This window comes from Luteimonas huabeiensis HB2 (assembly GCF_000559025.1).
In the GTDB taxonomy this organism is placed as follows: Bacteria; Pseudomonadota; Gammaproteobacteria; order Xanthomonadales; family Xanthomonadaceae; genus Luteimonas; species Luteimonas huabeiensis.
The window spans coordinates 1-25,915 of the sequence record NZ_JAAN01000036.1 but is presented as its reverse complement, the minus strand read 5'-3'; the positions used below and the strand labels follow the sequence as shown (position 1 = coordinate 25,915).

At 72.6% G+C, this 25,915-nt stretch carries 18 protein-coding genes and 1 pseudogene; 16 read left to right on the top strand and 3 right to left on the bottom strand.

The features are described from left to right. The first annotated feature begins 587 nt into the window (after nt 1-587). The 4 genes from Z164_RS0115615 (at nt 588) to Z164_RS0115600 (ending at nt 8,139) form a co-directional block, all read left to right on the top strand. The gene (locus Z164_RS0115615) at nt 588-3,557 is read left to right on the top strand and encodes a TonB-dependent receptor domain-containing protein (protein ID WP_024891620.1); all 2,970 of its coding nucleotides are present in this window, start codon (nt 588-590) and stop codon (nt 3,555-3,557) included. A gap of 31 nt (nt 3,558-3,588) precedes the next feature. Further along, on the top strand, nt 3,589-5,187 hold the full coding sequence (locus tag Z164_RS0115610) for an amidohydrolase family protein (protein WP_024891619.1): 1,599 nt from the start codon (nt 3,589-3,591) through the stop codon (nt 5,185-5,187). 16 nt (nt 5,188-5,203) lie between these two features. Next, entirely contained in the window at nt 5,204-7,573 is a 2,370-nt protein-coding gene (locus Z164_RS0115605; RefSeq protein ID WP_024891618.1) for a glycoside hydrolase family 127 protein, read from the top strand. Between the two features lie 164 nt (nt 7,574-7,737). Next, nucleotides 7,738-8,139, top strand: coding sequence for a hypothetical protein (locus tag Z164_RS0115600; RefSeq protein WP_024891617.1), 402 nt, complete (start codon nt 7,738-7,740; stop codon nt 8,137-8,139). A 434-nt stretch (nt 8,140-8,573) separates the two neighbouring features. Here the strand turns inward: Z164_RS0115600 and htpG are convergent, their stop codons facing one another. Further along, entirely contained in the window at nt 8,574-10,469 is a 1,896-nt protein-coding gene (gene htpG, locus Z164_RS0115595) for a molecular chaperone HtpG (RefSeq protein ID WP_024891616.1), read from the bottom strand. A gap of 219 nt (nt 10,470-10,688) precedes the next feature. On the opposite strand from htpG, the gene rsmD reads away from it, so the two are divergent. The 7 genes and pseudogenes from rsmD (at nt 10,689) to Z164_RS0115560 (ending at nt 16,181) form a co-directional block, all read left to right on the top strand. After that, complete coding sequence (gene rsmD / locus Z164_RS0115590) at nt 10,689-11,258, top strand: 16S rRNA (guanine(966)-N(2))-methyltransferase RsmD (protein ID WP_024891615.1); 570 nt, start codon at nt 10,689-10,691, stop codon at nt 11,256-11,258. Nucleotides 11,259-11,333: 75 nt separating this feature from the next. Next, entirely contained in the window at nt 11,334-11,837 is a 504-nt protein-coding gene (coaD, locus tag Z164_RS0115585; RefSeq protein ID WP_024891614.1) for a pantetheine-phosphate adenylyltransferase, read from the top strand. Between the two features lie 49 nt (nt 11,838-11,886). After that, nucleotides 11,887-12,375: a hypothetical protein gene (locus Z164_RS0115580; protein WP_024891613.1), complete on the top strand. Its 489-nt coding sequence runs from the start codon at nt 11,887-11,889 to the stop codon at nt 12,373-12,375. A gap of 97 nt (nt 12,376-12,472) precedes the next feature. Continuing rightward, nucleotides 12,473-12,724, top strand: a complete 252-nt coding sequence (locus Z164_RS0115575) for a YfhL family 4Fe-4S dicluster ferredoxin (protein ID WP_024891612.1) — start codon at nt 12,473-12,475, stop codon at nt 12,722-12,724. Next, nucleotides 12,721-14,454, top strand: a pseudogene (ggt, locus tag Z164_RS0115570) (gamma-glutamyltransferase); the annotation flags it as partial. The gene Z164_RS0115575 and the pseudogene ggt, both read left to right, overlap by 4 nt. Before the next feature lie 141 nt (nt 14,455-14,595). Beyond that, nucleotides 14,596-15,486 carry an MBL fold metallo-hydrolase gene (locus Z164_RS0115565; RefSeq protein ID WP_024891610.1) on the top strand — a complete coding sequence of 297 codons (891 nt, stop codon included), beginning with the start codon at nt 14,596-14,598 and terminating at the stop codon, nt 15,484-15,486. Further along, nucleotides 15,486-16,181 carry a hypothetical protein gene (locus tag Z164_RS0115560; RefSeq protein ID WP_024891609.1) on the top strand — a complete coding sequence of 232 codons (696 nt, stop codon included), beginning with the start codon at nt 15,486-15,488 and terminating at the stop codon, nt 16,179-16,181. The genes Z164_RS0115565 and Z164_RS0115560 overlap by 1 nt, the downstream gene beginning before the upstream one ends. A 75-nt stretch (nt 16,182-16,256) precedes the next feature. Here the strand turns inward: Z164_RS0115560 and Z164_RS0115555 are convergent, their stop codons facing one another. Further along, complete coding sequence (locus Z164_RS0115555; protein WP_024891608.1) at nt 16,257-18,491, bottom strand: TonB-dependent siderophore receptor; 2,235 nt, start codon at nt 18,489-18,491, stop codon at nt 16,257-16,259. Between the two features lie 109 nt (nt 18,492-18,600). Here Z164_RS0115555 and Z164_RS0115550 point away from each other — a divergent pair, with 109 nt between their 5' ends. Beyond that, nucleotides 18,601-19,152 carry a hypothetical protein gene (locus Z164_RS0115550; RefSeq protein WP_152540965.1) on the top strand — a complete coding sequence of 184 codons (552 nt, stop codon included), beginning with the start codon at nt 18,601-18,603 and terminating at the stop codon, nt 19,150-19,152. Between the two features lie 120 nt (nt 19,153-19,272). Here the strand turns inward: Z164_RS0115550 and upp are convergent, their stop codons facing one another. After that, the gene (gene upp, locus Z164_RS0115545) at nt 19,273-19,905 is read right to left on the bottom strand and encodes a uracil phosphoribosyltransferase (protein WP_024891606.1); all 633 of its coding nucleotides are present in this window, start codon (nt 19,903-19,905) and stop codon (nt 19,273-19,275) included. Between the two features lie 156 nt (nt 19,906-20,061). On the opposite strand from upp, the gene Z164_RS0115540 reads away from it, so the two are divergent. Genes Z164_RS0115540 through Z164_RS0115525 form a run of 4 tightly spaced genes read left to right on the top strand, consistent with a single transcriptional unit; the run spans nt 20,062 to nt 25,792 of the window. Further along, nucleotides 20,062-22,614, top strand: coding sequence for a TonB-dependent receptor (locus Z164_RS0115540; RefSeq protein WP_024891605.1), 2,553 nt, complete (start codon nt 20,062-20,064; stop codon nt 22,612-22,614). Between the two features lie 27 nt (nt 22,615-22,641). Then, nucleotides 22,642-23,811 (top strand): NHL repeat-containing protein, encoded by a 1,170-nt coding sequence (locus Z164_RS0115535; protein ID WP_043690393.1) that lies wholly within the window; start codon nt 22,642-22,644, stop codon nt 23,809-23,811. Next, nucleotides 23,808-25,199 (top strand): purple acid phosphatase family protein, encoded by a 1,392-nt coding sequence (locus tag Z164_RS0115530; RefSeq protein WP_024891603.1) that lies wholly within the window; start codon nt 23,808-23,810, stop codon nt 25,197-25,199. Before Z164_RS0115535 ends, Z164_RS0115530 begins: the two co-directional genes overlap by 4 nt. Further along, nucleotides 25,196-25,792: an inorganic diphosphatase gene (locus tag Z164_RS0115525; protein ID WP_024891602.1), complete on the top strand. Its 597-nt coding sequence runs from the start codon at nt 25,196-25,198 to the stop codon at nt 25,790-25,792. The genes Z164_RS0115530 and Z164_RS0115525 overlap by 4 nt, the downstream gene beginning before the upstream one ends. Nucleotides 25,793-25,915 lie beyond the last annotated feature (123 nt).

Sequence of the window (25,915 nt, the reverse complement as noted above, 5' to 3'; positions counted from 1 at the left end):
CGTTGTCGATGCGGACCTGCGCGTCGCGCGTGGGCGCGCCCAGGGCGCGGTAGTGGATGCGTACCTCCGGCAGGCGGTCGCCGTCGCCGAAGGCGACCTCGCGCGGTATCGCGTCGGCTTCGCGCACGGGCGGGGTCTCGGCATGGGCGGCGGCGCTGCGGCCAGCGTGCAGGCGAGCCATCGAAGCACGCGCATTGGGATCCTCCGGGTTCGATGTGTTGTGCCGATTTCGTCGCCGATCGTGGCGAATGCCCACAACCGGAGGCGCCGGCCGGGCCCCGGTGCGGATGCCGGTGGCGCCTTCGGTCGCGGCGTCCAGCCACCTCCGCATCCGGGCAAGAAGCACGGTGCGCGATGTGGGCGCGGGCCGCAAGAGGCGTCGCGCGCGAACCGTGATGAATGCCGGTTGTATGCATATTTCCGCATCGAAGTCCGGCAATTGGCGCAAGACCGCCGGCGTGGTCCGCGTCGAGACTGGATGTAAGGGAATTGTCATCCGCCCCGCCGCGGGGAGTTCCGCAGGCAGCAGGGCCGGTCCTTGAACGCAACGCCCCGGCGCCGCCGGGCAGCAGACACTGGGGATTTCCATGACCGCCACTTCGCGTTCCGTCACGACCCGCCCCCGCCGTCGCCCGGCCGCGGCGCCTCCGCGCCCGCACCGCCTGGCGAGCGCGCTCGCCGCCGCGCTGCTCGGCGCCGCATTCGCCGCGCCCGCGGCTGCGCAGCAGGGGCAGCAGGCGCCGCAGGCCGCCGCCGAGCCCGCCACCCTCGACACCCTGACCGTGACCGGTTCGCGCCTGATCCGCAACGATCTCAACGCCCCCAGCCCGACCACGGTGGTGACCCGCGAGGACATCCAGATGTCGGGCAGCGCCACCATCGAGAACACCCTCAACGAGTTCCCGCAGCTCGCCGCCGGCAACACCTCCAGCGTCAACAACGGCGGCGGCTCCGGCGTGCTGACCGCCAACCTGCGCGGGCTGGGCGCCAGCCGCACGCTGACCCTGGTCAACGGCCGCCGCTTCATGCCCGCCAATTCCGACGGCGTGGTCGACCTGGCCAGCATTCCCGACGCGCTGATCGAGAACGTCGAGATCATCACCGGCGGCGCCTCGGCGGTCTACGGCTCGGACGCGATCGCCGGTGCGGTGAACTTCATCCTGCGCCAGGACTTCGAGGGCCTGGAGGCGGCCTATACCCACGGCGCGACCGCCGAGGGCGACGGCGCCTACGACAAGGCCGACGTCACCATCGGCGGCAACTTCGCCGACGGCCGCGGCAACGCGGTGCTGTCGATCAGCCGCACCGAACGCGACCCGGTGCTGCAGGCCGAGCGCAGCTTCTCGCAGGTGCCGCTGGACACCGTCGCCGGCGAGCTGGTGCCGGGCGGCTCGGGCTCGGTGCCGGGCACGCGCATCGGCCTGAGCGGCGCCCAGCTCGCCTCGCTGGTCGGCGTGGACCTGGCGCCGGCCGGCGCGTGCAGCGCGATCACCGGCGTGCGCTTCGGCGAGGGCGGGGTGCCGCTGCCGTACTGCAGCCCGCAGGACGCCTACAACTACGCCGACCTCAACTACCTGCAGCGGCCGCTGGAGCGCACCCAGGTGACCGCGCTGGGCCGCTTCCGCCTGACCGACACGGTGGAGGCCTACGGCGAGGCCTTCTACGCCAACAACCGCAACGGCTACCAGCAGGCGCCGGACTCGTTCACCCCGGTCACCCCGGGCGCGCCGTCCTCGACCCTGCTGGTGCCCAACTACGCCACCAACCCGGTGCTGCTGCCGGCGGTGCGGCAGTTCTTCGCCGACAACGCGCAGATCTTCGATCCCGACGGCGACGGCGTGGCCGAGATCGTCGGCGCCGGCCGCCGCGCCGACGAGCTGGGGCCGCGCTTCTACACCTACGAGCGCGCCAGCTACAGCGTGGTCGGCGGCCTGCGCGGCGAGTTCGAGGCCGGCGACGGCCACTGGTGGCGCTGGGACGCGTTCTACCAGGAGCAGCGCACCCGCACCGACACCGCCAACAACAACCAGATCAACCAGGCGCGGCTGTCGCAGGCGCTGGACGCCACGATCGACGCCAACGGCCGGCTGGTCTGCGTCAACCCGGGCAGCGGCTGCGTGCCGGCCAGCATCTTCGGGCTGGGCGCCATCAGTCCCGACGCGGCCGCCTTCCTCACCCCGCAGCGCGCCAGCTACGAGACCTTCGACCGCACCGTCGGCGGCGCCTCGATGAGCGGCACCCTGTTCGACCTGCCGGCAGGCTCGGTCTCGCTGGCCTTCGGCGCGGAATACCGCAAGGACGAATACGCCTTCCAGCCCAGCGCGATGGACGTGTCCGGGGACTACGGCGCGGTGTCGCAGTCGCCGATGTCGGGCGAGTACAGCGTGCGCGAGCTGTTCGGCGAGTTCCGGGTGCCGCTGCTGTCCGGCGCGCGCTTCGCCCACGAACTGGCGGTGGAAGGCGCGGCGCGCTATTCCGACTACTCCACCATCGGCGGGGTCAACACCTGGAAGCTCGGCGCCGAGTGGGCGCCGGTCGACTGGCTGCGCCTGCGCAGCGCCTACAACGTCGCCATCCGCGCCCCCAGCCTCAACGAGCTCTACGCGCCGCAGACCCGCGGCTTCACCGCCGGCGTCGATCCCTGTACCGCCGCGGCCAATCCCACGCCGGCGCAGCAGCAGCTGTGCGTCGCGCAGGGCGTGCCGGCGGCGGACCTGCCCAACTTCACCCAGGGCTCGGTAGGCTTCGAGCGCACCACCGGCGGCAACCCGGAGCTGGCCGAGGAACAGTCCAAGACCTTCACCGTGGGCGCGGTGTTCTCGGTCCCGGCGGTGGAAGGGCTGAATGTCGCCGTGGACTACTTCGAGGTGGAGGTGGAGGACGCGATCACCAGCATCACCGCCAACCAGATGCTGGCCGACTGCTTCACCCGGCTCGATCCGAACTCAGCCAGCTGCCAGGCCATCGTGCGCCTGCCCAACGGCCAGATCGACGACGTGCGCTCGACCCTGCAGAACATCGGCCTGCTCAAGGCCAGCGGCCTGGACCTGCAGGCGGACTACCGCTTCGCGCTGCCCGACGCCTGGGCGATCGGCGGCGGCGGCGAGGTCTCGCTGACCGCGCTGGCGAGCTGGCTGTTCGAGCGCTCGATGCAGGTGATCGCCGACCAGGGCGAGCTGGACTGCGCCGGCACCATGGGCGGCGGCTGCGGCGGCGGCACCGGCAACTTCATGATCCCGGACTTCAAGTTCAACCTCTCCGCCGGCTACCGCAAGGGGCCGCTGGCGCTGCGCCTGCAGGGCCGGATGATCGGCGAGTTCGAGCTGACCCCGGGCGTGACCGCGGCGGTGGAGCGCTCGCCGCGGGTCTGGTACTTCGACGCCAACGCCAGCTACGACCTCAACGAACATCTGCAGCTCTTCGCCGGCGTCGACAACATCGCCGACCGCCAGCCGCCGATCCTGGGCACCGCCCTGGCCGGCGACGCCAACACCGACGTCTCGCTGTACGACGTGCTGGGGCGGCGCTACTTCTTCGGCGCCCGGGTGAGGTTCTGAGGTGGGCGCGCAGAGGAGGGCATGGGCCCGCGTGCGCCGGCGCGCGGCGGCATGGCTCGCGGCGGCGCTGCTGGCGCCGGCGGCGTGGGCGGCCGGCTCGGCGGCCGACATCCCGGCGCGCGACCAGGGCGAGGGCCCCTACGCGCGCCTGGTGATCCGCAACGCCATGGTGATCGACGGCACCGGCGCGCCGATGCAGGGCCCTTTCGACCTCGTGGTCGAGGGCGACCGCATCGCCGAGGTGCGCGCGATCGGCGCGCCCGGTGCGATCGACGCATCCCGCCGCGCCGCCCCGGGCGAGCGCGAGATCGACGCCACCGGCTTCACCGTGATGCCCGGCTTCATCGATACGCACGTCCACCTGCACACGCTGCAGGACGAGCAGGGCGTGCCGCCGGAGTACGTGCTCAAGCTGTGGCTGGCGCACGGCGTGACCAGCGTGCGCGAGGTCGGCAGCCGCAAGCCGATCGAATGGCTGGCCGACGTCAAGCGCCGCAGCGAGCGCAACGAGATCGCCGCGCCGCGGATCCAGGTGTTCCCCTTCTTCGGCGCGATCGGCGAGGACGTCCACGATGCGGACGCCGCGCGCGAGGCGGTGGCGCAGGCGCGCAGGCGCGGCGCCGACGGCATCAAGTTCATCGGCGCGATCCCCGAGGACGTGCTGTACGCCGCGCTCGACGAGGCCGAGCGGCTGGGCATGCCCACCACCATGCACCACGCCCAGCAGGTGGTGGCCTACGCCGACGTCCTGCGCACCTCGTCCCACGGCCTGGACACGATGGAGCACTGGTACGGCCTGCCGGAGGCGATGTTCGTCGGCCGCCGCCTGCAGGACTGGCCGGTGGAGTTCGTCAACACCGACGAGCAGATGCGCTTCGCCCAGGCCGGCCGCCTGTGGCGGCAGGCGGCCGAGCCCGGCTCCGCGCGCTGGAACGAGGTCATGGACACGCTGCTGGCGCGCGGCTTCGCGCTCAGCCCCACCTTCACCGCCTACCTCGCCAGCCGCGACCTGATGCGCATGACCAACGCGACCTGGCATACCGAGTACACCCTGCCGGCGCTGTGGGACTTCTACCGCCCGAGCCGCCGCCACCACGGTTCCTACTGGTTCGACTGGACCACCGAACAGGAGACCGACTGGAAGGAGAACTACCGGCTGTGGATGGCCTTCGTCAACGAGTACAAGAACCGCGGCGGGCTGGTCGGCGTGGGCAGCGACTGCGGCTACATCTACAACCTCTACGGCTTCGGCTACGTGCAGGAGCTGGAACTGCTGCGCGAGGCCGGCTTCAGCCCGCTGGAGGTGATCCACGCCGCCACCGGGGCCGGCGCGCGCATCCTCGGCGTGGACGACGAGGTCGGCACCGTGCGCGTCGGGCGCAAGGCCGACCTGGTGCTGGTGCGCGGCAACCCGCTGGCGAACCTCCGCCTGCTGTCGGGCACCGGCACGATCCGGCTCGACGACGCCAGCGACCGCGTGCGCCGCGTCGGCGGCGTGGACTACACCATCAAGGACGGCATCGTCTACGACGCACGCGCGCTGCGCGAGGACGTGCGCGCGATGGTGCGCGAGGCCAAGGCCGCGCGCGGCCTGCCGGACGGCCCGATGCCGGTGGCCGACGACCACTGACGAACCCGGAGGCCCCATGCGCGTACGCCCGTTCGCCCACGAACCCGTTCCTCTCGATCCCGGCCGGCGCCGCTTCCTGGGCTGGTGCGCGCTGGCCGCGGCGGCCGGCATCGCCGGCTTCGGGCCGCGCGCCGCCGCGCTCGCGCCGGCGCGCCGCATCGCCCCCGCCGACGGCAGCGTGCGCCTCTTGCCCTCGGTCTTCGCCGAGCAGGTGGCGGCCACGCGCGGCTACCTGCTGCGGCTGTCGCCGGACCGCCTGCTGCACAACTTCCGCCAGCAGGCCGGGCTGGCGCCCAGGGCCGAGCCCTACGGCGGCTGGGAGGCCGACACCATCGCCGGCCACACCCTGGGCCACTACCTCAGCGCGCTGGCGCTGCTGCACGGCCACGGCGGCGACGCCGACTGCGGCCGGCGCGTGGACCACATCGTCGCCGAGCTGCGCGCCTGCCAGGCGGCCGGCGGCGACGGCTACGTGGCCGGCTTCACCCGCAAGCGCGACGACGGCACCGTCGAGGGCGGGCGTGCCGTGCTCGACGAGATCGAGCGCGGCGAGATCCGCGCGCGGCCGTTCGACCTCAACGGCAGCTGGGCGCCGTTCTACACCTGGCACAAGCTCTTCGCCGGCCTGCTCGACGCGCACCGCTACCGCGGCCGCGACGACGCGCTGGAGGTGGCCGTGGCCCTGGCCGCGCACGTCGAGCGCCGGCTGGCGCCGCTGGACGAGGCGCAGATGCAGGAACTGCTGGAGTGCGAGTTCGGCGGCATGCCCGAGTCGCTGGCCGAGCTGTCGGCGCGCAGCGGCGATGCGCGCTGGCTGGCGCTGTCGCGGCGCTTCCACCACGCCCGCGTGCTCGACCCGCTGGCGGCCGGGCGCGACGAACTGGCGCGGCTGCACGCCAACACCCAGATCCCCAAGCTGCTGGGCGCCGCGCGCCAGTTCGAGCTCGACGGCCGGCAGGACGACGCGGCCGCCGTGCTGTTCTTCTGGGAGCGCGTGACCGGCGCGCACAGCTACGCCATCGGCGGCAACTCCGACCGCGAGTACTTCCAGCGCCCCGGCACGCTGTCGCGCTACGTCACCGAACAGACCTGCGAGCACTGCAACACGCTCAACATGCTGCGCCTGACCCAGCACGTGCACGCCTGGAGCGGCGAGGCGCGGCAGTTCGACTTCCACGAGCGCGCGCTCTACAACCACGTGCTCTCGCAGCAGCACCCCGACGGCGGCCGCTACACCTACATGACCCCGCTGCAGACCGGCGAGGCGCGGCGCTATTCCGAGCCCGAAGGCCCGTTCTGGTGCTGCGTGGGCACCGGCATGGAAAGCCACGCGCAGTTCTCCGACGCCATCTTCCGCTTCGGCGATGGCGCGCTGCACGTGAACCTGTACATCCCGTCCATCCTCGACGACCCCGCGCACGGCCTCGCGCTGCGTCTGGAGAGCGGACTGCCCGCGCGCGGAACCGTAGTCGCGACCGTGCTGCGCGCCGACGCCGGCGCGCCGCGCACGATCGCCCTGCGGCTGCCGGACTGGGCCGGCGGCCACGCGCTGAAGGTCAACGGCGCGGCGATCGAGCTGCGCCCGCAGGACGGCTATCTGCGCCTGGCCCGCGACTGGGCCGAGGGCGACCGCATCGAGGCGGACTTCGCCATGCCGGTGCGCGTGGAGCCCTGCGCCGACGACCCGAGCCTGGTCTCGCTGCGGCGCGGGCCCTGCGTGCTGGCCGCCGACCTCGGCCCGGCGGATGCGCCCTGGGACGGACGAGAGCCGCTGCTGGACCCGGATACCGCGTTCGAGCCGGACGCCGGCGGCGGCGCCCGCGCGCGGCCGCCTTCGCACCCCGAGGGCCTGCGCCTGGCCCCGTTCCACGCGCTGCACGAGCGCCGCTACGCCGTCTATTTCCGTCGCCTCGACGCCGACGGCCGGCGCGCCTACCAGGCGGCGCTGGACGCCGCGCGCGAGCGCGACGACGCGCTCGCGCGGCGGAGCCTGGACCGGCTGGCCCCGGGCGACGAGGACAGCGAGCGCGCCCACGACCTGCGCACCGAAGGCGCCTCGCATGCCGTGGTCTACCGCCGCCTGCGCGGCCGCGACGCGCGCAGCGGCGGCGCCTTCGAGTTCGTGCTGCGCCCCGCCGCCGCGCCCGCCCGGCTGCGGCTGCGCTACTGGGGCGAGGAGCACCGTCGCCGCTTCGCCATCCTCGCCGACGGCGAGCGGCTGGCCGACGAGGCGCTCGACGGCGGCCGCGGCGACGACTTCGTCGACGTCGACTACCCGCTGCCCGACGCCCTGCGCACCCCGCGGCCCGACGGCCTGCGCATCCGCATCGAGCCCGAGGACGGCTATTCCGCCGGCCCCGTGTTCGGGGCCTGGCTGCTGCCGTAGGCGCGCCCGCGCAACCGGGTTTCGGGTCCACCCAGGCCCGCCGGCCGCGACCCGGCGGCCACGTCGCATGCGAGGCGGAACGTCCCGATTGACGCACCCTCGCCGTGCCCACAAGATGCCGCATGCGCGCCGGATGCGGGCGCTGCGACAGGGGAGCAGGACAGGTGAGCAAGCTCGCGACGGCGTTGGGCAGGGTCGGGCTCGGACGGATGTCCGTCGGCGAGTACCGGGCCAATCTCAACGGCCTGAACATGTTCTTCGGCGCCGTCCTCGGCTTCGTCCTGGCCGGCACGGAGCGGTTGAGCAGCCTTCAGTTCGGGCTCGTCCTGTTCTTCCTGGCCGGCGCGGTGATCACCATCCTCTTCATCTCCTCGAGCCGCAATCGCGTCGCCTACGCGGTCCTGGCCCTGGCCTACGCCGCCTGCTTCCCGGAAGCCGTCGACATGATGCTGAAAGGGGAGGGCCTCGTCCCCGGGCAGATCCGTCCCACCCTGCTGGTGTGGACGATGATGACGATCCTGGTCGAGTTCTGGGCCCGGGATCGCGCGCCCGAGGCGCGGCCCTGACCGTTTCGCCCGAGTCCGTTCGCGGTGTGTCCTGACCGCGCGCGACCGACCTGGCCCATCGCCGTAGCGCGCGAAGCACCTCCGTCCTCCGCGAGCGGGGGCCACGCTCTCTTTTTCCTTCCCCCGCAAGCGGGGAGCATGCTCTTTTTCCCTTCCCCCGCAAGCGGGGGAAGGTGCCGAAGGCGGATGGGGGCACGCCGCAGGCGTGCAAAAGCAGCCCTCATCCGGCGCTGCGCGGCTTGCGGGAGAAGGGACGAGATGCGCCCGCTTGCGGAAGAAGGGACGACATGCCCCCGCTTGCGGAAGAAGGGACGACATGCCCCCGCTTGCGGGAGAAGGGACGGCATGGGCCCGCTATGGGCGCGGCGCGACTTCGGCGCCGAGATCGAACGCCGGTCCGGCCCAGGCGGTAGCGCCCAGGCGCGCGCTCGCCCTTACCCCGCCAGTTCCAGCAACAGCCGGTTGAGCCGCTTCACGTAAGCGGCGGGATCGCGCAGTCCGTCGCCCACGGCCAGCGCGGCCTGGTCGAACAGCACCCGCGCGAGATCCTCGAAGCGGGCGGCGTCGGTCTCCGCGTCCAGCTTGGCGATCAGCGGGTGGGCGGGATTGAACTCGAACACCGGCTTGCTCTCGGGCACCTTCTGGCCGCTGGCCTCCAGGATCTGGCGCATCTGCGGGCCGATGTCGCCGGGGCCGATGGCGAGGATGGCGGGGGAGTCGGTGAGCCGGTGCGAGACGCGCACTTCGGCCACGTCGTCGCCCAGCGCGGTCTTGAGACGTTCGGCCAGGGCCTGCTTGTCCTTGGCGGCGCTCTCCATCGCGCGCTTCTCCTCCTCGGAGTCGAGCGCGCCGAGGTCGAGGTCGCCGCGGGCCACGTCGACGAACGGCTTGCCGTCGAACTCGGTCAGGTAGCCCATCAGCCATTCGTCGATGCGGTCGGTCAGCAGCAGCACCTCGATGCCCTTCTTGCGGAAGACCTCCAGGTGCGGGCTGTCCTTGACCTGCGCCCAGCTCTCGCCGGTGAGGTAGTACAGCTTGTCCTGGCCGTCCTTCATCCGGCCGACGTAGTCGGCCAGCGAGACGCTCTGCGCGCCGGAGGCGTCGTGGGTGGAGGCGAAGCGCAGCAGGCCGGCGATACGCTCGCGGTTGCCGTGGTCCTCGGCCGGGCCTTCCTTCAGCACCTGGCCGAACTCGCGCCAGAAGGTCGCGTAGTCCTCGGGCCGCTCGCGGGCGAGCTTCTCCAGCAGGTCGAGGGTGCGCTTGGTCAGCGCCGCCTTCATCGAGTCGATCACCGGGCCGGACTGCAGGATCTCGCGCGAGACGTTGAGCGACAGGTCGGCCGAGTCCACCACGCCGCGCACGAAGCGCAGGTACAGCGGCAGGAACTGCTCGGCCTGGTCCATGATGAAGACGCGCTGCACGTACAGCTTCAGGCCCTTGGCGCCGTCGCGGTGGTACAGGTCGAACGGCGCGCGCGAGGGCAGGTAGAGCAGGGAGGTGTACTCCAGCTTGCCTTCGACCTTGTTGTGGCTCCAGGCCAGCGGGTCGGCGAAGTCGTGGGTGAGGTGCTGGTAGAAGGCGCGGTAGTCCTCGTCCTTCAGTTCGGTCTTGGGCCGGGTCCACAGCGCGCTGGCCTGGTTGACGGCCTCCCACTCCGGGCCGGCGTCGTCCTCGCCGCCGCGTTCGCGCGGCATCTCGATCGGCAGGCCGATGTGGTCGGAGTATTTCTTGACGATGCCGCGCAGGCGCCAGCCGTCGGCGAAGCCTTCCTCGCCGTCCTTCAGGTGCAGCACGATGCGGGTGCCGCGATCGGGCTTCTCGACGGTCTCGACCTCGAACTCGCCTTCGCCCGCCGACGACCAGCGCACGCCCTCGGCCGCGGGCAGGCCCGCGCGGCGGCTGTAGACGTCCACGCGGTCGGCGACGATGAAGGCGCTGTAGAAGCCCACGCCGAACTGGCCGATCAGGTTGGCGTCCTTCTTCTGGTCGCCCGACAGCGCCTTGAGGAAGTCGCCGGTGCCCGACTTGGCGATGGTGCCGAGGTGGGCGATCGCCTCGTCGCGGCTCATGCCGATGCCGTTGTCGTCGATGGTCACGGTGCGCGCGTCGGCGTCGAAGCCGATGCGGATGCGCAAGTTGGGGTCTTCCTCCAGCAGGGCCGGATTGGCGATCGCCTCGAAGCGCAGCTTGTCGGCGGCGTCGGCGGCGTTGGAGACCAGCTCGCGCAGGAAGATCTCCTTGTTGGAATAGAGCGAGTGGATCATGAGGTGCAGCAACTGCTTCACCTCGGTCTGGAAGCCCAGGGTCTCCTTGCGGGTGTCCGTGCTCATCGTCGGTGCGGTCTCCGGATCGGTCAGGTCGGCGCCGCCGCCGGCATCGTCGGCGGCAGGGCGGCAGATGTGGGCGCGCCGGCCCGAATCAACCGGCCGGGCGCCGCCGGCGCGCGCTGCGTCTATCATCTGCGCGATGCCCGCATGCACGATGCCACGCCCGTCCACCGCGCCGCCCGTCGCCGGGCCGATGCCCGCGCGCCGCACCGGGGGCGCGCGATGACGCGAGCGCTCGCGGGCGGCAGCGTGCGCATCGTCGGCGGCCGCTGGCGCGGCACGCGGCTGCCGGTGGCCGACGCGCCGGGCCTGCGGCCGACCTCGGATCGCGCCCGCGAGACGCTGTTCAACTGGCTGCAGACGCAATTGCCCGGCGCCCGCGTGCTGGACCTGTTCGCCGGCACCGGCGCGCTGGGGCTGGAGGCGGTGTCGCGCGGGGCGCGCGAGGCGGTGCTGGTGGAGCGCGATCCGGCGCTGGCGGCGGCGATCGAGGCCAGCGTCCGGCGCCTGGACGCGGGCGAGGCGGTGCGGGTGGTGCGCGCCGACGCCCTCGAGTTCCTGCGCGCGCCGCTCATGGGGCGCTTCGATGCGGTCTTCCTCGATCCGCCGTTCGATGCCGGCCTGTGGGCCGGCGCGCTGGAGCGGCTGCCGCCGTGGCTGGCCGACGCGGCCTGGCTGTACCTGGAGGCGCCCGCCGCCGGCGGGCCGGCGCCGGGGCCGGGCTGGCGGCTGCATCGCGAGGGCCGCAGCCGCGAGGCGCGGCACGCACTGTACCGCCACGAAGGGGCCTGACCGGCGCGCGCCCGTCGCGGCGACGCTGATACACTTGCGGCCCGTTTCCGGACCGCCTGAGGCGGCAGCCCGACCATGAGCGCGAACCGCAGCCGCATCGCGGTCTATCCCGGCACCTTCGACCCGGTCACCAACGGCCATATCGATCTGGTGAGCCGCGCGGCGCCGCTGTTCGAGCGCATCGTGGTCGGCGTGGCCGAGAGCCCGACCAAGGGGCCGACGCTGCCGCTGGCGCTGCGGGTGGACCTGGCGCGGCGGGCGCTGGCGCAGTTTTCGAACGTGGAGGTGCGCGGCTTCAATTCGCTGCTGGCGCACTTCGTGCGCGAGATCGGCGCCGGCGTGCTGCTGCGCGGGCTGCGCGCGGTTTCGGACTTCGAGTACGAGTTCCAGATGGCGAGCATGAACCGCCACCTGATCCCGGAGATGGAAACCCTGTTCCTGACCCCGGCCGAACAGTACGGCTTCATATCCTCTTCGCTGGTCCGCGAGATCTCCCGCCTGGGCGGCGACGTCTCGGGTTTCGTGCCGGCGGCGGTGGCCGACGCGCTGCAGGCCGAATGGCGGCGCAACGAGAAGTAGACAGACACCAACCATGCCGAATCATCCATCCACGGGGAGGAACTCCACCATGAAGACCGTCAACCGCCTGCTGCTGGCCGCCTGCCTCGCCCTGCCGATCGCCGCCTGCCAGAAGGACGAGGCCCCGCAGCAGGTCGAGCGCGCGCCGGTCGCGGTGCCGACCACCGAGGCCAGCGCCGACTGGCGCGCCTACCTGCAGGACCTGGTGCCCCGGCACATGGAGGGCATCACCAACCAGCCCTACATCTACCTGGTCCCCGGCGAGAGCACCGACGACTTCCAGGGCAACTACGACCGCCTGCTGGACAAGGCCACCACCGACCTGCAGCGCGGCATCATCCGCGGCAACCTGCTGGCCTATGCCGGCCCCAACCCGAGCCGGGTGGCGGACCTGGTGACGACCGCGTTCGAGAAGGTGCCGGCCGGCTCGATGCAGGGCGTGCGCGTGCTGTACATCGGCTCGGCCGCGGAGAACGAGCGCGTCAAGGCGGCGGTCGAGCCGGCCGGCGTCGAGTACGTGTTCGTCGAGGCGAAGTGACCGAAGAACGGCTTCGCGATTACCCCGCGCCCCCCGCGACCCGTCCGGCCCCGGCCGGGCGGGCCCGCGGAGGCCGCGGGTCCGCGGAGGCGCCGGCATGGCGCTGAAGATCAACGCGCTCTGCGTCAACTGCGACGTCTGCGAGCCGGCGTGCCCGAACCAGGCGATCTCGATGGGCGAGGCGATCTACGTGATCGATCCGGCCCTGTGCACCGAATGCGTGGGCCACTACGACGAGCCGCAGTGCGTGATGGTGTGCCCGGTCGAGTGCATCGACCCCGACCCCGCCTTCCCCGAGACCCAAGAGGAACTGCTGGCCAAGCTGCGCCGGCTGGAGGATTCCGCATGACCCGCGCCCTGCGTTTGGCGGGCTGGCTGCTGCTGGCCCTGTGCGTCCACCTGCCGCTGCATGCCGCCGACGGCACGCGCGCGGACCCGGCGCAGGCCCCGCCCGGCGCAGCGATCGCCTCCGCGCACGCGCTGGCCACCGATGCCGGCTTCGAGATCCTGGGCCAGGGCGGCAACGCCTTCGACGCGGCGATCGCGGTCTCGGCCGCGCTGGCGGTGGTGGAGCCGATCAGCTCCGGCCTCGGCGGCGGCGGCTTCTTCCTGCTGCACGACGCGGCCAGCGGACGCGACGTCTTCGTCGACGCGCGCGAGACCGCGCCGGCTGCGGCCACACCGGAGCGCTACCTGACCGTGGACGGCGAGTTCGACCGCGACCGCGCCGAGAACGGTCCCTGGGCGGCCGGCATCCCGGGCCTGCCGGCGGCCTTCGTGCACCTGGCCGAGCGCTACGGCAAGCTGCCGTTGCGGCGCTCGCTGGCGCCGGCCATCCGCATCGCCAGGGAGGGTTTTCCCGCCTACGCGCGCATGACCCGCGGCTACGAGCGCCGGCGCTCGGTGATGGAACGCTATCCCGGCACCCGCGAGGTGTTCCTGGCCGGCGGCCGCCCGCTGCGCGAAGGCGACCTGTTCCGCCAGCCCGATCTGGCGCGCACCCTGGAGCGGCTGGCGCGAGAAGGTTTCGACGGCTTCTACCGCGGCGAGACCGCGCGCCTGCTGCTGGCGGGCGTGCGCGCCGAGGGCGGCGAGTGGACCGCGCAGGAGCTGGCCGGCTACCGCGTGGTCGAGCGCGAGCCGATCCGTTTCCGATACCGCGAGTGGGAGATCGTGACCGCGCCGCCGCCGTCCTCGGGCGGGGTGGCGATCGCGCAGATGCTGCAGATCCTGGAGCCCTACGCGCTGAAGGCGCTGGCCCCGGCCGAGCGCGCCCACCTGACCATCGAGGCGATGCGGCGCGCCTTCCGCGACCGCACCTTCTACCTGGGCGATCCGGACTTCGTCGAGGTGCCGGTGCGCACCCTGACCAGCCGCGACTACGCCGCCGGCCTGCGCGCCACCATCCATCCGCAGAAGGCCACGCCCAGCGAACTGCTGTCCGGCGAGCCGACCCCGCTGGAGGACGAGGAGACCACCCACTTCTCGATCATCGACGCCGAAGGCAACCGTGTCGCCGCCACGCAGACGGTCAACCTGCTGTACGGCTCCGGCCTGATCCCGCCCGGCACCGGCGTGCTGCTCAACAACGAGATGGACGATTTCGCGCTGCGGCCCGGCACGCCCAACGCGTTCGGGGTGATGGGCTTCGAGGCCAACGCGCCGAAGCCCGGCAAGCGCATGCTGAGCTCGATGACGCCGAGCTTCATGGTCGCGCCCGACCGCATCGCCGTGCTGGGCACCCCCGGCGGCTCGCGCATCATCACAATGGTGCTGCTGGGCATGCTGGGCTACGACGACGGCCTGGACGCGCAGGCGGTCGCGGCGCTGCCGCGCTTCCACCACCAGTGGCTGCCCGACGTGGTGTCCGCCGAGCGCGGCACGTTCGATGCCGCCACCGCGCAGGCGTTGCGGGCGATGGGCCACACCCTGGACCTGCCGCCCGACGAGGCCGAAGGCGGCCGCGGCTCCAGCCACGTCTGGGGCAACCTGCAGACGGTGCTCTGGAACCGCGCCGAGGGCACCCTGGAAGCCGGCAGCGACCCCCGCAACCCGGTCGGCAAGGGCGCGGTGGCGCTGTCGGGAGCCGGGGGCCAGAGGCCAGGGGCCAGGGGCCAGAGTGCAGGGGCCGGGGACCAGGGGCCAGAGGCCAGGGAGAAGCCAAGACATCGAGTTCCTGCCTTTCCCTGACCCCTGACCCCTGACCCCCGGCCCCTGCAGATGAAACTCTGGTCCATCCAAGGCAACGCGCAGCGCCTCGACGGCGGCGCGATGTTCGGCAACGCGCCGCGCGCGCTGTGGACGCGCTGGGCGCAGCCCGACGAGCGCAACCGCATTCCGCTGGCCACGCGCGCGCTGCTGGCCACGCCGATCGCCGGGCGCACGGTGCTGTTCGAGACCGGCGTGGGCGCGTTCTTCGATCCGGCGATGCGCGACCGCTACGGCGTGGTCGAGGATCGCCACGTGCTGCTCGACTCGCTGGCCGAGGCCGGCTTCTCGCACGAGGACATCGACGTGGTGGTGCTCTCGCACCTGCACTTCGACCACGCCGGCGGCCTGCTCTCGGCCTGGCGCGAGGGCGCCGCGCCCGAGCTGCTGTTCCCCAACGCGCTGTTCCTCACCAGCCGCCCGCACTGGGAGCGCGCGACGCGTCCCCATGCGCGCGACCGCGCCAGTTTCATCCCCGAGCTGCCGGGCCTGCTGGAGGCCAGCGGGCGGCTGCGCTTCGTCGAGGGCGACCGCTCGCCGCTGCTGGGCGAGGCGGTGCGCTTCCGCTACAGCGACGGCCATACGCCGGGCATGATGCTGGCCGAGATCCTCGGCCCGGCGACGGTCGACGGCCGGCCGCACGGCGGGGTGGTGTTCTGCGCCGACCTGGTGCCCGGCCGGGCCTGGATGCACGGTCCGATCAGCATGGGCTACGACCGCAATCCGGAACTGCTGGTGGACGAGAAGGCGGCGCTGCTGGCCGACGCGCTGGCGCGCGAGGTGTCCCTGTTCTTCACCCACGATCCCGAGATCGCACTGGCGCGGGTGACGCGCGGCGAGAACGGCCGCTACGCGCCCGTGCACGAGACCCCGGCGCTGCGCGCGCGGGCGCTGGGCGGCTGATGCGCGCGGCGTTCGCGGCCTTGCTGCTGGCGCTCGCGTTGCCGGCGCCGGCGCAAGGCCCGGTCGGCGAGGCGCCGGCGCGGCCGCGGCCGCTGGAGCGGCTGCAGGACCCGGAGTTCGGCATCGCCAGCGACGGCTACGCGCTGCGTCGCGAAGTGCAGATGGTGCAGTGGGTGCCGGGCGCGCAGGGCGACCGGCTGGCCTGGCGCGAGCTGCCGGTCCCCGCCGACGGCCTGGAGGCGGGCCATCGCAACCCGGCCGACCTGCCCGTCGCCGCCGCCGCGTGGCGCACCCCGGCGCGCATGCCGGACGGCCGCGATCTCGTCCCCGAACTGCTGGAGCGCGCGGGCGAGTGGCGGCTGCTGCATCCCGATCCGGACCTGCTGCCGCCCAATCTCGCCGCGACCTTCCAGGTCAGCGGCGACGTGCTCACCACCGCCGCCGATCCGCAGCGGCCGCGGGCCGGCGACCTGCGGATCCGCTGGGCCGAACTGGTGCTGCCGCCGGAGGCGGGCTTCGTGCCCGGGCCCGGTGGCTGGGTCGCGGTGTCGCAGGAGGCCGCCATCGAGACGCGAGCGCCCTCCGCATCCGCCGAAGCGCCCGCCGGCCCGGTGCGCTGGCGCTACGGGCTGGCGGCGGTGCTGCTGCTGGCCCTCGTCGCCGGCCTGGCCTGGCGGCGCCGCGCGCGCGCGTAGCCGTCGGCGGGGCCGGGCCGCGCCGGCGACGGCGCGCGCAACGGCGTCGTCCGGGAGGGGAGGGCGTGTCCTCGGCTAGAAGCGCGTGCGCACCGTCAGCATCACGTTGCGCGGCTCGGCGTAGTAGGTGTTGAAGCCGCTGGCGCCGATCTTGCGGTAGTAGACCTTGTCGAACAGGTTGTTGACGTTGAGCTGCAGGCGCACCGCGTCGCTGAGGTCGTAGCTGCCCATCAGGCTGTAGACCGCGTAGCCGCCCTGGCGCGCGACCAGGCTGCCGCTGCGCACGTAGGCGTCGCTCTGCGCCTGCACGCCGGCGCCGACGCGCAGCGCCTGCCACGCGCCGGGCAGCCGGTAGCTGGTGGACACGCGCAGCAGGTGACGCGGATCGGCGCTGCGGATCGGCTGGCCGAGGCTGGCGGCGTTGTTGTCGCGCAGGGTCTCGGTGCGGGTGTGGGTGTAGCCGGCCATCAGCTGCCAGCCCGGCAGCGGCTCGCCGGCCACCTCCAGCTCCCAGCCCTCGCTGCGGACCTTGCCGTCGGCGACCTTGCAGTGGCCGCTGGCGTAGAACGGCAGGCACGGGTCCGGCGATCCGGCGTCGTCGACCGCGCGGCCGACGTTGTCGATGCGGAACAGCGACAGCGCGGCGTTGAGGCGACCGCGCAGGAACTCGCCCTTGAGCCCGGCCTCGTAGTCCTTGCCCACGACCGGCGCGATCAAGTCGCCGTCGGCGCCGTAGGCGTTCTGCGGCACGAAGATCTCGCTGTAGCTGGCGTACAGGCTGAAATGCCGGTCGATGTCGTACACCAGGCCCGCGTACGGGGTGATCTCGCGATCCACCGAGTAGTCGCTGGCGCGATTGGTCGGCACGCTGTACGACCACCAGTTCGCGCGCGCGCCGACCAGGGCGGTCAGCGGGTCGGTCAGCGACAGCTTGGCGAGCGCGAACGCGCCCTCCTGCCGGGTCGCGTTGTCGATGCCCCGGTAGTAGGTGGCGGCGCTGGTGTCGAACGGCTCGGGATAGCTCGTCCACGGATTCCATTCGCGGATGTCCACGCCGGTCATGGGCGCGATGTTCCAGTAGCCCGAGGAATTGGCGGTCGCCACGTTGCGGCCCTCCGCGCCCACGGTCAGGTGATGGCGGCGCCCGAGCAGTTCGAACGGGCCGTCGGCGACCATGCCGATCGCGTTCTGGTGGCTGCCGGCCGCGCCGTAGATCGCCGTCGAGACGTCGACCCGGTAGGGGTCGGTGGCGGCGGCTGGGCGCGAGAACGAGGTCTGCTTGAAGTCGTTGATGTAGCCGAAGCGGGTGTGCGCGGCGTTCAGGCGCACGTTCCAGCCGTTGCCGAAGCGATGCTCCAGGCCCAGGAAGACCTGCTGGTTGTAGCGGTCCCAGGTGTTCCAGTCGGCGCCCAGGTAGGTGCTGCGCGGCAGGTCGAGCTGACGGCCGTCGAGGCCCGCCGGCAGGCCGCCCCAGGACCCGGTCGCGTACAGGTCGGTGTGCTGCAGGCTGAACGTGAGCAGCGTGCCGGCGCTCAGATCGGCTTCAAGCACGCCGTAGATCGTGCGCCGCTCCTCCTCGCGCGCGTCCTGGAAGAAGTCCTTGTCGTCGTAGGCGGCGACGATGCGGCCGCGTACGCTGCCGCTGGCGTTGAGCGGCGAGGACAGGTCCGCCTCCAGGCGGCGGCGGTCCCACGTGCCCAGGGTCAGGCCGGCGGCGCCCTGGAATTCGCTGGTCGGCCGCTTGCGGACTAGGTTCACGGTCGCCGAGGGATTGCCGGCGCCGCGCAGCAGGCCGGCCGCGCCGCGCAGGATCTCGATGCGATCGAGCACCGAGGTGTCCGGCTGGATGAAGGTCGAGCCCGCCTGGTCGATCGACAGCCCGTCGATCTGCAGCGAATCGATCGAGAACCCGCGCGAGAAATAGTTGACGCGCTCGCTGTCGACGTAGTCGACGGTGACGCCCGGCGTGTTCTGCAGCACGTCGTGCAGGTCGGGCAGCACGCGGTCGTCGATCAGCTGGCGCGAGATCACGGTGACCGGCTGCGGCGTCTCGCGGACGCTGCGGATGCCCTTGAACAGCGTGGTCTCCTTGCCGCCGTAGTTGCCGGAACCTTCGGTGGCGGCGTCGCGCTGCGCCTGGACGACCAGGGTGTCGAGCGTCCGGGCGGTATCCGCGCCGGCGGCGGTCTGCGCCCACGCCGGGAGCGCGCCGGGGGCGAGCAGGGCGGCCAGGGCGAGGGCGAGGGGGCGGCGCGCAGCGCGGACGCGCGGGCGCCGCCCGGACGGGAAGACGGGAAGGGGACAGGGCATGGGAACTCCGAAAACGGGGGCCGGAAACAGCTGCACGGCGACCAGCGCGACCGCCTCGCGGCCCGCGCGTCCGACTCGCAATACTGATAATGCGAACGATTCGCGTTACTTGTTCATTGTCTTCGGGCATGCGTCCGAACGCAAGATGCGCGGCCATCGTGTCGATCGCGGCTCGAATGGCGGCGGGACGCGTCGGGCCCGGAGGCGATCGCGGGACCGAGCGCGCCGCTCGGCCCGGCCGGTGGCCGAGAAGGCGGTCGGAATCGCCATCGTCGTCGGCTGGTTAGACTCGGGGGCTTCGTTTCGCGGCGCTGACCGCATCGGGCTCATGAGCAATCGGATCTTCCTTTACCTGACAGCGGGGCCGAGCGAGGGCGCGCCATCGATCGAGGTGGCCGCCGCGGCCCATGCGCTTCCGCCGCTCTGGCAGGTGCTGCTGGCCGGGGCGCGGCCGACGGGGGCCATCGCCGATCAACGCGTCTTCGGCGATGCCGGAACCCCCAACATCGGCGTGCGGGTCCAGGAGGGCATCGAGCGCTTGCGCCGATTGCGCGACCTCGTCGCCGACCACCCCTTCCGCGACGAGTTCGGCGACGCGCTCGGGCGAGGCGCGGACGCGGCAGGCGCAGGGGCGGTTTCGGAGGGTGGCTGGGCAAGCTGATCGGCCGGCGTTGAGCGGTCCTTGCCCCGATCGACCGGGTCGATCCGGCGCGGGCGGCAATCGCCGGCACGGCGCTCGCGCTCGCGTGGACGCGCCGGTGCAGCCGGGAGCGGCCGACGCTCAGCCCAGCCGGGTACCGAAGATGCGGTCGCCGGCGTCGCCCAGGCCGGGCAGGATGTAGCCCTTGTCGTCGAGCCGCTCGTCGATGGCGGCGGTGTAGACCTCGACGTCGGGGTGCGCGGCCTCGAGCGCGCGCAGGCCTTCCGGCGCGGCGACCAGGAAGATGCCCTTGATGCGCCGGGCGCCGGCGCGCTTGAGCATGTCGACGGTGGCGATGAGGGTGCCGCCGGTGGCGAGCATGGGATCGAGGATCAGCGCGTCGCGCTCGTCCAGGCGCCCGGTCAGGCGCTCGAAGTAGGGCACCGGCTGCAGCGTGCGTTCGTCGCGCTGCAGGCCGACCACGCTGACCTTGGCGGCCGGAATCAGCGACAGCACCCCCTCGAGCATGCCCAGCCCCGCGCGCAGGATCGGCACCAGGGTGATCTTGGCGCCGGCGATGCGGCGCACCTGCACTTCGCCGGCCCAGCCGCGCTGTAGCGCCGCCTCGGTCTCCAGGTCGGCGGTCGCCTCGTAGGCGAGCAGCGTACCCAGCTCGGTGACCAGCTCGCGGAAGCCCTTGGTCGGCAGGCCGGCGTCGCGCAGCAGGCCGATCTTGTGCTGCACCAGGGGATGACGGACTTCGACGATCTTCATGACGGCTCCGGGACAACGCGACCGACGCAGTGTGGCGCAAATCGCGCGGCGGGCAAGAGCGCGGCCGCATGTCCCCCGGCCGCCTGTCATGTCGCCGTCATCGCGCGGACATAGCCTCCTCACCCATCGTCCACCCGCCACTCCCGGGGATCTTCCGTGCTTTCCAGACATCCGCTTCCGGCCGCGATCGCCATCGCCCTGGCCGCATGCTCCGCCGTGCCCGCCGCCCTCGCGCAGTCGCTCGCCCCGCCCGCGCCGGGCACCGAGGCCATCGAACTCGACCGCGTGGTGGTCCAGGCCCAGTACGAGGCGCAGATGCGCGCCATCGACTTCAAGCGCGCATCCGATGCGATCCAGGACACCGTGTCCTCCGACTCGATGGGCCAGTACCCCGACAAGAACGTCGGCGAGTCCCTGCAGCGCCTGCCGGGCATCAGCGTCACCCGCGACCAGGGCGAGGGCCGCTACGTGGTCGTGCGCGGCCTGGACGCGGCGCAGAACTCGGTGGCGGTGGACGGCATCGCCCTCGGCACGCCCGAGGACAGCAGCCGCGCGGCGCCGATGGACGTGATTCCCTCGGACTCGACCGAGCGGTTGACCGTCATCAAGGCGCCGACGCCGGACATGCCGGGCGACTCGCTGGGCGGCACCATCCTGGTGGAATCGGCCTCCGCGTTCGACCGCGACGGCCGCAGCGTGCGCGCCAAGGCGGAGCTGAGCCACCAGCCGCTGAGCGGCGAGACCAGCCCGAAGGGCGCGTTCAACTACAGCGAGGTCTTCGGCGGCGCCTTCGGCGTGGCCTTCGGCGTCAGCCACCAAGACCGCCGCTACGAGTCGGACAACATCGAAGCCGAGTACGACGCGTTCGAGGACGAGCCGGTCGCGGTGGAGGTGCAGCAGCGCAAGTACTTCGTCGAGCGCGAGCGCACCGGCCTCAACCTCAACCTCGACTGGCGGCCGGACAACGACAACCGCTACTTCCTGCGCACCCTCTACACCGACTTCACCGACGCCGAGACCCGGCAGAACAGCGTCCTGCCCGTCGGCGAGGGCGACATCTCGGCGCTCGGCGGCGGCCGCTACCAGGTCGACGGCATCGACCCGGGCGATTTCGACCGCCGCCTGCGCTGGCGGACCAAGGAAGAGGACACCTTCACCGCCAGCGCCGGCGGCGAGAACCGCTTCGGCGCGGCGGCCATCGAGTACAAGGTCGGCTACACCAAGACCCGCGAGCGCGTCGACGACGAAGTGGAGGCGCGCTTCTCCTACGCCGCCGAGGACGACGTCTCGCTGGTGCTCGACCAGACCGGCCGCATCCCGCGCTACGAGATCGCCGACAATCCCGCCGGCGGCTGGCTGCGCAACGAAAACTACGAGTTCGATCGCCTGGTGCTGTCGCCCAAGCAGGTCGACGACGAGGCCGTCAGCGCGCAGTTCGACTTCCGCTACGACACCGACCGGGTGCGCTGGAAGGCCGGCCTGCTGGGCCGCTGGCGCGACCGCGACGTCAACGTCGACGAGGCCGAGCTGCGGGTCGGCCCGGACCCGGGACTGGGCAACTGGACCTCGGCATCGCCGTCGCACCGGCAGGCCGACATGGGCGACGGCATCGGCTCGGCGGCGATGCGCGACTACCTGGCGCGGATGCTCGGTGCTTACTCCGAGCGCCCGCAGGACGTGGCCGAGAACCGGCTCATCTCGCTGGTCGAGGACTACACCGCCAGCGAGGACGTGCTGGCCGGCTACCTGATGGCGACGATGGACTTCGGCAACCTGCGGGTGATCGCCGGCGCGCGCGCCGAGCGCACCGATTTCAGCGCGGTCGGCAACGAGGTCGTGCTGGACGACGAGGGCGACATCGCCTCGGTCTCCCGGCGCAGCGCCGGCAAGCGCTACACCGACGTGCTGCCCGGCCTGCACCTGCGCTACGACACCGACGGCGACTGGGTGCTGCGCGGCGCGGTCACCCAGACCCTGGCCCGGCCGAGCTTCGGCGCGGTCTCGCCGCGGGTGAGCGTCAACCGCGGCGACGAGGAGGTCGATCTGGGCAACCCGGATCTTGATCCCTACAAGTCCACCAACCTCGACGTGTCGTTCGAGCGCTACATCGGCGAGAGCGGCATCGTCTCGCTGGGCGCGTTCCACAAGTCGATCGACGGCTACATCGTCGATACCGTGACCGACTCGCATCCCGACTACCCCGGCTTCGAGGTGAGCCAGGCGATCAATGGCGACGACGCCAAGGTCCTGGGCGTGGAATTCAACTGGCAGCAGCGGCTGGACTTCCTGCCCGGCGCCTGGGGCGGCTTGCTGGTCGGCCTGAGCGGAACCTGGCTGGACACCGAGTTCACCGCGGCGGTGGCCGATCGCGCGGGCGAGACCTTCTCCCTGCCGATGTCCTCCGAGCGCCTGTACAGCGCGCACCTGGGCTACGAGCACGGCGGCCTGAGCGCGCGGCTGGCCGCGGTGCACCGCAGCGAGTACCTGGAGGAGATCGGCGACGGTCCCGAATCCGACATCTGGGTCGCGCCCAACACCCAGCTCGACCTCACCCTCGACTATCGCGTCAGCGACCTGTGGGGTCTCTACTTCGAGGCCGCCAACCTGCTCGACGAGCCGCTCGAGCTCTACCAGGGCTCGCGCAGTCATACCATCCAGAACGAGCTGTACGGCCGCACCTACGTGATCGGCGCGCGCTTCAACTTCTGATCCATCTGCAAGCCGAGGAACCACCGCATGCATCAGCTTCATCCGATCCGACGCTGGCCGGCGCTGGCCTGCCTGGCCGTGGCCCTGGCCGCGTGCAGCCCGGCGCCGCAGCCGCAGCCGGGGACCGCGCCGGCGGCGGACGAGGACGCCGAGGATCGCCAGGACCGCGTCCGCGAGGCCGCGCGGGCGCCGTCCGCGACCGACGCCCGGGTCGTCGAGGAAGCCTTCCTCACCGAGATGACCCCGGACGACAACGTCGACTCGCCGGCGGCCTGGACCGCGCCCGACGGCGCGACCTGGGTGTTCGCCACCGCCAAGTCCACCGACCGCGTCATCGTCTACGACGGCGACACCGGCGCCACCCTGCGCCATCTCGGCGAGAGCGGCACCGGCCCCGGCCAGTTCCGGCGCCCCAACGGCGTGGCCGTGGTCGACGACGTGCTGCTGGTGGTCGAGCGCGACAACCGCCGGGTGCAGGCGTTCTCGCTGCCGGAGCTGGCGCCGCTGGGCAGCTTCGGTGAAGACAGCCTGGCGCTGCCCTACGGCGTGTGGGCCGATCGCGGCGACGAGGGCATCGTGGTCTACGTCACCGACGCCTACATGGCCGGCGAGGACGCCGAGGGCGAGGACATCCTGCCGCCGCTCGACCAGCTCGACCGCCGCGTGCGCCGCTTCGCTGTGACCCTCGCCGACGGCCGGGTGGCCGCGCGCGACCTGGGCGCCTTCGGCGACACCACGCCGGAGGGCGCGCTGCGCGTGGTGGAGTCGATCTGGGGCGATCCCGCGCACGACCGGCTCTTGATCGCCGAGGAGGACGAGACCTACGCCAACGAGCTCAAGGTCTACGACCTGTCCGGCCGCTATGCCGGGCGCACGCTCGGCCGCGACGTGTTCAAGGCCCAGGCCGAGGGCATCGCGCTGCGCAGCTGCGACGACGGCAGCGGCTGGTGGCTGACCACCGAGCAGGGCACCGGGCGCACCGTGTTCCACCTGTTCGATCGCGAAACGCTCGACTACGTTGGCGGCGTGGCCGGCGCGAAGGTCGCCAACACCGACGGCATCTGGCTGCAGGACGCGACCCGGGCCTTCCCCGAGGGCGTCCTGTACGCGGTCCACGACGACCAGGGCATGGTGGCGTTCGACTGGCGCGACATCGCGCGCGCGCTGGATCTGCCCGCCTGCGGGGCCGGCGCATGAGCCCGCGTCGCCGGCTCGCCCAGGCCGCGATCGCCATCGCGGTCGGCGCCGTCCTCGCCGCGCCGCTGGCCGCGCGCGACGCCGGCGCGCGCGCGCCCGAGCCCAACACCCTGGTGCCGGCCGGCACGATCCACTACGCCGCCAGCGCGCTGCCCGACCGCATCGTCGCCACGCCGCTCGAGGATGCCGCGCGCGGCTTCTCGGTCGCCTGGCGCACCGGCGCCGGCGTCGATGCGCCCTGGGTGGAGATCGCGCTGGCCGGAGATTCCCCGGACCCCGGCCCGGTGCGCCGCGTGCGCGCACGGACCGCGCCGCTGACGACCGAGAACGGCCCGGCGCACCACCACAAGGCGCTGCTGGATGGCCTCGAGCCCGACACCCTGTACGCGTGGCGGGTGCAGGGCGAGGGCACCTGGAGCCCGTGGCGGCAGATGCGCACCGCGCCCGCGCCCGCGCAGCCGATGACCCTGCTGTACTTCGGCGACACCCAGAACCAGAACGCGAGCCTGGTCTCGCGGGTGATGCTGGAAGCGATGCGGCACGCGCCGGACGCGCGGCTGGCGCTGTTCGCCGGCGACCTGGTCAGCGGCGGCGACGGCGAGGACGACAACGAGTGGGGCGAGTGGTTCGACGCCGTCGCCCCGGTCGCCGCGACGATGACGGTGGCGCCCGCGATGGGCAACCACGAATACGCCGAGGAATTCGAGGACACGCCGCAGGAGCGCCGGGTCATGGGCGCGCACTGGCCGCTGACCTTCGCCCTGCCCGGCAACGGCGCGCCGGGCGCCGAAGCCGGCACCTACTGGTTCGACGCCCAGGACGTGCGCTTCGTGGTCCTGGACGGCACCTCGGCGCTGGACCTGGGCACCGCGCAGGCGCAGGCGCGCTGGCTGGACGGGGTGCTAGCCGACAATCCGCGCCGCTGGACGGTGGCGATGGTCCACCAGCCGATGTACTCGCCGCGGCAGGACCGCGACAACGCGCTGCTGCGCGAGCACGTGCTGCCGGTCCTGGAGCGCCATGCCGTGGACCTGGTGCTGCAGGGCCACGACCACGTCTACGGCCGCCGCGGCGGCGAGCAGGCGCGGCCGACCCCGCAATACGTGGTGTCGGTGGCCGGCGCCAAGCAGTACCGGCTGTCGGCGCAGGCGCGCCGCGACATGGCGCCGGTGGCCGAGGACACGCAGCTGTTCCAGGTGCTGCGCATCGACGGCGACCGGCTCGCCTACGAGGCGCGCACCGCGACCGGGCGGCTGTACGACGCCTTCGTCCTGCAGCGGCGCGGCGACGCGGTGGCGCTGATCGAGCACACCGAGGGCCGCATCCCGCAGCGCGACTGCCCGCGCGAGGCCACGCCGAAGGGCCGCACCGACCGGTGCTGGGAATGATCCGCGCCGCCGCGCTCGCGCTGGCCCTGCTGACCGGCATCGCCGCCGCCGAACCGCCGGCGCATCCGCTGCGGGTCGCGCAGCCGGGCGCGGCGCCGGCCGAGGCGCTGCTGGCGGTGGAGATCCCGGCCGGCGGCCAGGTCAAGTACGAGTTCGGCGCCGACGGCCTGCTGCGGGTGGACCGCTTCCTCTCGATGGCGGTGGCGTACCCGGCCAACTACGGCGCGCTGCCGTCCACCCTGGGCGGCGACGGCGACCCGCTCGATGCGCTGGTACTGACCCGCGCGCCGCTGCAGCCCGGCGCCCTGGTGCGCTTTCGCCCGCTCGGCGTGCTGCGCATGAGCGACGGCGGCGAGGCCGACGAGAAGCTGATCGGCGTGCCGGCCGACGACGTCGATCCCACCTACGCTGGGGTGCGCGCACTCGACGACCTGCCGGCGATGGAGCTGCGCCGCATCGAGGCGTTCTTCCGCGTCTACAAGGACCTGCCCGGCGACGGCGGCCGGATCGTCCTGTCCGGCTATGGCGACGCCGCCGAGGCGCAGGCCGTCCTGCGCGCGGCGATGGCGCGGTATCGCGACGCCGCCCGCTGACGCCCGCGTCCCCCAGGGGGCGACGTCTTCTTCGACGAAACGCGGCACCGCCCCTAGGTGGAGTCGACATTCAGCGTGCGGAAGAATCCTTCCCCGCAATCTGGTTTTTTCCTTCCCCCGCAA